Origin of the sequence: Agromyces humi, assembly GCF_009720255.1 — a bacterium.
GTDB classification, from domain to species: Bacteria; Actinomycetota; Actinomycetes; order Actinomycetales; family Microbacteriaceae; genus Agromyces; species Agromyces humi.
On sequence record NZ_WJSP02000158.1, the window covers coordinates 1 to 8,213 of the forward strand.

Sequence of the window (8,213 nt, forward strand, 5' to 3'; positions counted from 1 at the left end):
GCAACGGCGGCGGCGTCGGCCGCGGAGCCGCGCGGGCGCGGTCGACGGGAGCGGGCCGCCCGCGGCATCCGCCCCGCCCGTGATCGCGCGACCGGCCAGGGTACGACGAAGGGCCCCGGATCACTCCGGAGCCCTTCGGTCGTATCGGCGACTAGCTGTAGTTGCCGGGGGTGAAGTCGTCGCTCGAGAACGCGTCGAAGTCGACGAAGCTGAGGTCTCCCTCGGCGAAGGCCGCGTCGTCGGCGAAGATGCGGTTCGGGTACCGCTCCGCCTTCGCCTCCTCGGTGGCCTCGACCGCGACGTTCCGGTACTTGTTCAGACCGGTGCCCGCGGGGATCAGCTTTCCGATGATCACGTTCTCCTTCAGGCCGACCAGCGGGTCGGACTTGCCCTCCATGGCGGCCTGCGTGAGCACGCGGGTCGTCTCCTGGAAGGACGCGGCCGACAGCCACGACTCGGTCGCGAGCGAGGCCTTGGTGATACCCATGACCTCCTGGCGAGCCGACGCCGTCTTCTTGCCCTCGGTGAGCGTGGCGCGGTTGATCTCGTTGTACTTCGAGCGGTCGACGAGCTCGCCGGGCAGCAGGTCGGTGTCGCCGTGGTCGACGACGGTGACCTTGCGCAGCATCTGGCGCACGATGACCTCGATGTGCTTGTCGTGGATCGGCACGCCCTGCGAACGGTAGACGTCCTGGACGCCGTCGACGAGGTGCTTCTGCACCTCGCGGACGCCCTTGACCCGGAGGACCTCCTTCGGGTCGACGGTGCCGACGATCAGCTGCTGGCCGAGCTCGACGTGCTGGCCGTCCTCCACGAGCAGCGTCGAACGCTTGAGCACGTTGTACGCGATGGGCTCGTCGCCGTTGTCGGGCGTGAGGATGACCTTGCGCTGACGCTCGGTCTCGTCGATCGTGATGCGACCCGGGGCCTCGACGATGGGCGACGCACCCTTGGGGGTACGTGCCTCGAAGAGCTCCTGCACGCGGGGAAGACCCTGCGTGATGTCGTCGGCCGAGGCCGAACCACCGGTGTGGAAGGTACGCATCGTGAGCTGCGTGCCGGGCTCGCCGATCGACTGGGCCGCGATGATGCCGACGGCCTCGCCGATGTCGACGAGCTTGCCGGTCGCGAGCGAACGGCCGTAGCACTTCGCGCAGACGCCGACCGCCGACTCGCAGGTCAGCACCGAACGGACCTTGATGGTCTCGACGCCGGCACCGAGCAGCTTGTCGATGAGCACGTCGCCCACGTCCTCGCCGGCCTCGGCCACGACCTCGCCCTTGGCGTTCACCGCGTCGGCGGCGAGGCTGCGGGCGTAGACCGCGTTCTCGACGTTCGGGTCGCGGACGAGCTCGCCCGTGGCATCCGTCGTCGCGATCGCGAGGTCGAGGCCACGGCCGGTGCCGCAGTCGTCCTCGCGGATGATGACATCCTGCGAGACGTCGACCAGACGACGCGTGAGGTAGCCCGAGTCGGCCGTACGGAGGGCCGTGTCGGCCAGACCCTTCCGGGCACCGTGGGTCGCGATGAAGTACTCCGCCACCGACAGCCCCTCGCGGTACGAGGAGATGATCGGGCGGGGGATGATCTCACCCTTCGGGTTGTTCACGAGGCCTCGCATGCCGGCGATGTTGCGCACCTGCAGCCAGTTACCACGAGCACCCGACGTCACCATGCGGTTGATGGTGTTGTCGGTCGGGAAGTTCTCCTGCATGGCCTTGGCGACCTCGTCGGTGGCCTTCGTCCAGATCTGGATGAGCTCCTGGCGACGCTCGAGGTCGGTCGTCAGACCCTTCTCGAACTGCGACGTGACCTTGGCGGCCTGCTTCTCGTACTTCGAGACGATCTCGCCCTTGTTCGGCGGCGTCAGGATGTCGGAGAGCGCGACGGTCACGCCCGAACGGGTCGCCCAGCGGAAGCCGGCGTCCTTGATCCGGTCGAGGGTCGCGGCGACCTCGGTCTTCGGGTAGCGCTCGGCGAGGTCGTTGACGATCGCCGAGATCTGGCCCTTGCCGGCCTGCTGGTTGAAGAACGGGTAGTCGACCGGCAGCGCCTCGTTGAAGAGCGCACGACCGAGCGTGGTCTCCATGAGGAACGGCTTGCCCGACACGAAGCCCTCGGGCTCGTCGCCCTCGGCGAAGTGCAGCCCCTCGAGGCGGATCTTCACCGTGGCGTTGAGGTCGAGCGCGATGTCACCCGGACGGTTCTGGTCGAACGCGAGGATGGCCTCGGCGATCGACGAGAACGCGCGACCCTCGCCGGCTGCGCCGGGCTTGTGGGTCGTCAGGTGGTGCAGGCCGATGATCATGTCCTGCGTGGGCAGGGTCACCGGACGGCCGTCGGACGGCTTCAGGATGTTGTTCGACGCCAGCATCAGGATGCGGGCCTCCGCCTGGGCCTCGACCGACAGCGGCAGGTGCACGGCCATCTGGTCACCGTCGAAGTCGGCGTTGAACGCCGCGCAGACGAGCGGGTGCAGCTGGATGGCCTTGCCCTCCACGAGCTGGGGCTCGAAGGCCTGGATGCCGAGGCGGTGCAGCGTGGGCGCGCGGTTCAGCAGCACGGGGCGCTCGCGGATGATCTCCTCGAGCACGTCCCACACCTGCGGGCGCGAACGCTCCACCATGCGCTTGGCGGCCTTGATGTTCTGCGCGTGGCTCAGGTCGATGAGGCGCTTGATCACGAACGGCTTGAAGAGCTCCAGCGCCATCTGCTTGGGCAGACCGCACTGGTGCAGCTTCAGCTGCGGGCCGACCACGATGACCGAACGGCCCGAGTAGTCGACGCGCTTGCCGAGCAGGTTCTGGCGGAAGCGACCCTGCTTTCCCTTGAGCATGTCGCTCAGGGACTTCAGGGCGCGGTTGCCGGTGCCCGTGACCGGGCGACCACGACGGCCGTTGTCGAACAGCGCGTCGACGGCCTCCTGCAGCATCCGCTTCTCGTTGTTCACGATGATCTCGGGAGCCCCGAGGTCGAGCAGGCGACGAAGGCGGTTGTTGCGGTTGATCACACGACGGTAGAGGTCGTTGAGGTCGGAGGTCGCGAAGCGGCCGCCGTCGAGCTGGACCATCGGACGAAGCTCCGGCGGGATCACCGGCACCACGTCGAGCACCATCGCGGCCGGCGAGTTGCCGGTCTGCAGGAAGGAACTGACGACGCGGAGTCGCTTGATCGCGCGGATCTTCTTCTGGCCCTTGCCCTCGGCGATCTGCAGGCGCAGGTCTTCCGCCTCGGCGGCCAGGTCGAACGCCTCGAGGCGCTTCTTGATGGCCTCGGCGCCCATGTAGGCGTCGAAGTACATGCCGAAGCGGTCCTGGAGCTCGTGGAACACCGAGTCCTCGGGCTTGAGGTCGCCGACCTTGAGGGTGCGGAAGTCCTCCCACACGCGCTCGAGGTGCGCGATCTGCTCGTCGGCGCTCTTGCGGACGCCGGCCATCTCCTTGTCGGCGGCGGCCTCGGCGCGCTTCTTCTGGTCGGACTTGGCGCCCTCGGCCTCGAGACCGGCGAGCTCCTCCTCCTTGCGTGCCATGAGCGTCGCGATGCGGGCATCGCGCTGGTCGCCGATGGTCTTGATCTCGAGCCGGAGCTCGTTCTCGAGGCCGGGCATGTCGGCGTGACGACCCTCGTCGTCGACGTCGATCACCATGTAGGCGGCGAAGTAGATGACCTTCTCGAGGTCCTTCGGCGCCATGTCGAGCAGGTAGCCGAGGCGCGAGGGCACGCCCTTGAAGTACCAGATGTGCGTGACGGGGGCGGCGAGCTCGATGTGGCCCATCCGCTCACGGCGCACCGAGGACTTCGTGACCTCGACACCGCAGCGCTCGCAGACGATGCCCTTGAAGCGGACTCGCTTGTACTTGCCGCAGGCGCACTCCCAGTCGCGGGAAGGTCCGAAGATCTGCTCGCCGAAGAGGCCGTCCTTCTCGGGCTTGAGCGTGCGGTAGTTGATGGTCTCGGGCTTCTTGACCTCGCCATACGACCAACGACGGATGTCGTCGGCGGTGGCCAGACCGATGCGAAGCTCGTCAAAAGTGGTTGCGTCGAGCAATTTCTCTCCTAGAAAAATCTCAGTCGTCGTTCTGGCCGGGTTCAGATCTCGTCGATGTTCGACGACTCGAAGCGCGCGGAGATATTGATGCCGAGCTCCTCCGCTGCGCGGAAGGCCTCGTCATCGGTGTCTCGCAGCGAGACCGCGGTGCCGTCGGCCGAGAGGACCTCGACGTTCAGGCAGAGCGACTGCATCTCCTTCATGAGCACCTTGAAGGACTCGGGGATGCCGGGCTCCTGGATGTTCTCGCCCTTGACGATCGCCTCGTACACCTTGACGCGGCCGAGGATGTCGTCGGACTTGATCGTGAGGAGCTCCTGCAGCGCGTAGGCGGCGCCGTAGGCCTCGAGGGCCCACACCTCCATCTCACCGAAGCGCTGGCCACCGAACTGCGCCTTACCACCGAGCGGCTGCTGGGTGATCATCGAGTACGGGCCGGTGGAGCGCGCGTGGATCTTGTCGTCCACGAGGTGGTGCAGCTTCAGGATGTACATGTAACCGACCGAGACCGGGTACGGGAAGGGCTCGCCGGAGCGACCGTCGAAGAGCTGCGTCTTGCCGGTCGAGTCGATGAGGCGCTCGCCGTCGCGGTTCGGGAGCGTCGAGTCGAGCAGACCCGCGATCTCCTCCTCGAGGGCACCGTCGAACACCGGGGTCGCGACCTTGGTGCCGGGGGCGGCCTCGTGCGCGTCCTTGGGGAGCTTCTTGGCCCACGACGGGTTGCCCTCGACCTTCCAGCCCTGCTTCGCGACCCATCCGAGGTGGGTCTCGAGCACCTGGCCGAAGTTCATTCGGCCAGGGATGCCCAGCGGGTTCAGGATGACGTCGACGGGCGTGCCGTCGGCGAGGAACGGCATGTCCTCGACCGGGAGGATCTTGGAGATGACGCCCTTGTTGCCGTGACGGCCCGCGAGCTTGTCGCCCTCGGTGATCTTGCGCTTCTGGGCGATGTAGACGACCACGCGCTGGTTGACGCCGGAGCCGAGCTCGTCGTCGCCGTCCTGCGAGTCGAACACCTTCACGCCGATGATCGTGCCCTGCTCGCCGTGAGGCACCTTCAGGGACGTGTCGCGCACCTCGCGGCTCTTCTCGTTGAAGATCGCGCGGAGCAGGCGCTCTTCGGCGGAGAGCTCGGTCTCGCCCTTCGGCGTGACCTTGCCGACGAGGATGTCGCCGGGGCGGACCTCGGCGCCGATGCGGATGATGCCGCGCTCGTCGAGGTCGGCGAGCAGGTCGGGGCTGACGTTGGGGAGGTCACGGGTGATCTCCTCCTTGCCGAGCTTCGTGTCGCGCGCGTCGACCTCGTACTCCTCGATGTGGATCGACGAGAGCACGTCGTCCTTCACGAGGTTCTGGCTGAGGATGATCGCGTCCTCGAAGTTGTGACCCTCCCACGGCATGAACGCCACGAGGAGGTTCTTGCCGAGCGCGAGCTCGCCGTTGTCGGTCGCGGGACCGTCGGCGATGACCTCGCCGGCCTCGATGCGCTCGCCGGCCGAGACCACCACGCGGTTGTTGTACGACGTGCCCTGGTTGGAGCGGTCGAACTTGCGCAGGAAGTAGGTCTGGGTGCCGCCCTCCCCGAGCTGCACGGTGACCGAGTCGGCCGACACCTCGGCGACGACGCCCGCCTTGTCGGCGGTGATCACGTCACCGGCGTCGACGGCCGCGTAGCCCTCCATGCCGGTGCCGACGAACGGCGAGTCGCTGCGGAGCAGCGGCACGGCCTGGCGCTGCATGTTCGCACCCATGAGGGCGCGGTTCGCGTCGTCGTGCTCGAGGAACGGGATGAGCGAGGTCGCCACCGACACCATCTGGCGCGGAGAGACGTCCATGTAGCCGATGTCGCCGGCCGGGAACAGGTCGACCTCGCCGCCCTTGCGGCGGGCGAGCACGCGCTCCTCCTGGAAGTGGCCGTCGGCCTTCAGCGGCGCGTTGGCCTGGGCGACGATGTAGTCGTCCTCCTCCATCGCCGTGAGGTAGTCGATCTGCTCGGTGACCTTGCCCGAGACGACCTTGCGGTAGGGCGTCTCGATGAAGCCGAACGAGTTGATGCGCGCGAACGACGCGAGCGAGCCGATCAGGCCGATGTTCGGGCCTTCGGGGGTCTCGATCGGGCACATGCGGCCGTAGTGCGACGGGTGGACGTCTCGGACCTCGACGCCCGCACGGTCGCGGGAGAGGCCGCCGGGGCCGAGCGCGCTCAGGCGACGCTTGTGCGTCAGACCGGCGAGCGGGTTGTTCTGGTCCATGAACTGCGAGAGCTGCGAGGTGCCGAAGAACTCCTTGATCGCAGCGACGACGGGTCGCACGTTGATCAGGGTCTGCGGGGTGATCGCCTCGATGTCCTGCGTGGTCATGCGCTCGCGCACGACGCGCTCCATGCGGCTGAGGCCGGTGCGCACCTGGTTCTGGATGAGCTCGCCGACCGCGCGGATGCGACGGTTGCCGAAGTTGTCGATGTCGTCGACGTCGAGGCGGATGTCGACCGCCTTGCCGCCGCGGCGACCCGCGATGGTGGTGCGCTCGTCGTGGAGGGCGACGAGGTACTTGATCGTGGCGACGATGTCCTGCACCGTGAGCACCGAGTCGGTCAGCGGAGCCTCGAGGCCCAGCTTGTTGTTGATCTTGTACCGGCCGACCTTGGCGAGGTCGTAGCGCTTCGGGTTGAAGTAGAAGTTGTCGAGGAGCGCACGCGCGGCCTCGGCGGCGACCTGCTCGCCCGGACGGAGCTTGCGGTAGATGTCCTTGAGCGCCTCCTCCTTGGTGAGGATGTTGTCCTTCTCGAGGGTGAGCGCGATCGACTCGTAGCCGGCGAACTCCTCGAGGATCTCCTCGCTCGTGAGGCCGAGGGCCTTGAGGAAGACGGTCACGGACTGCTTGCGCTTGCGGTCGATGCGCACGCCGACCTGGTCGCGCTTGTCGATCTCGAACTCGAGCCATGCGCCACGGCTCGGGATGACGCGAGCCGAGTAGATGTCCTTGTCGGAGGTCTTCTCGGGGGTGCGCTCGAAGTAGACACCGGGCGAGCGGACGAGCTGCGACACGACGACACGCTCGGTGCCGTTGATGACGAAGGTGCCCTTGGGGGTCATGAGCGGGAAGTCGCCCATGAAGACGGTCTGCGTCTTGATCTCACCCGTGAGGTGGTTCATGAACTCGGCGTTCACGTAGAGCGGGGCGGAGTAGGTCTTGCCCTTCTCCTTGCACTCGTCGATCGTGTACTTCGGCGGCTCGAGCTCAGGGTTGGTGAACGAGAGCTGCATGGTCTCGCCGAGGTCCTCGATCGGGGAGATCTCCTCGAAGATCTCCTCGAGGCCCGTGTGCTCGGGCAGGTCCTGGCGGCCGGCCTCCTCGGCCTCGGCGACGCGTGCCTTCCACGCGTCGTTGCCGACCAGCCAGTCGAAGCTCTCCGTCTGGAGTGCGAGCAGGTCGGGCACGGTGAGGGTGTCGGTGACCTTTGCGAACGAGAGGCGGCTTGCGCCGCGTCCGTTCTTGGGGGTGGGCGTGGTCGCGTTGCGCGCAGCAGCCAAGTGAATAACCTCCATCGGCCCCGTCGGGCCGGTTCACTGTCGGTAGCGGAGAGTGGAACCCCTCAGACGTTTGCGGATGCACGAGGTCAGGAACCCCGGCACGCGAAGCCGACCGCAATATGAAGGCATGGTGGGTCTGGGAGCGCAAAGGTCAACTATATGTCATACGACGCGCCATGTCCAGCGAGATTCTTGATTTGTTCGTGGATCTCCGGTATAACCGCGCGGATGCCCCGCCGATTCCCCGTTCCGGCCGGGGAATCCGGCGGCTCGGGGGGCCGGATCGCGCGGTTCGCCCGGCGGATCGCGCGGCTCGCGCGGGCGCGGACGTGGCACGATGCAGGCATGTCGCACCCCCGCATCGAGTTCGAGGCCGATGTCTTCTCGCCGACGGGCCTCACGCTCCTCGTCGATGGGACGGCGCAGTCGCACGTGGATCCGGCCGATCCGACCCGGTTGTTCTTCGAGTACGTGCGACGCCTCGGCCACGTGCTCGATGCGGTGGCGCCCGAGGGCGAGCCGATCCGGGTGCTGCACCTCGGCGGCGGCGCGATGACGCTGCCGCGCTACGTCGCGGCGACCCGGCCGGGATCGCATCAACTGGTCGTCGAGCTCGACCCCGAGGTCGCGGC

3 protein-coding genes are annotated in these 8,213 nt (G+C 67.3%); 1 reads left to right on the forward strand and 2 read right to left on the reverse strand.

Features of this window, described 5'->3' with window-relative positions; genetic code table 11:
• Positions 1-151 precede the first annotated feature (151 nt).
• Entirely contained in the window at positions 152-4,048 is a 3,897-nt protein-coding gene (rpoC, locus tag GH736_RS13045) for a DNA-directed RNA polymerase subunit beta' (RefSeq protein ID WP_159603945.1), read from the reverse strand.
• Between the two features lie 41 nt (positions 4,049-4,089).
• A complete protein-coding gene (gene rpoB / locus GH736_RS13050) occupies positions 4,090-7,581 on the reverse strand; it encodes a DNA-directed RNA polymerase subunit beta (RefSeq protein WP_159603947.1) in 3,492 nt (1,163 codons plus the stop codon).
• Positions 7,582-7,926: 345 nt separating this feature from the next.
• On the opposite strand from rpoB, the gene GH736_RS13055 reads away from it, so the two are divergent.
• On the forward strand, positions 7,927-8,213 hold a 287-nt coding region (locus GH736_RS13055; RefSeq protein WP_203230761.1), incomplete at its 3' end, for a spermidine synthase.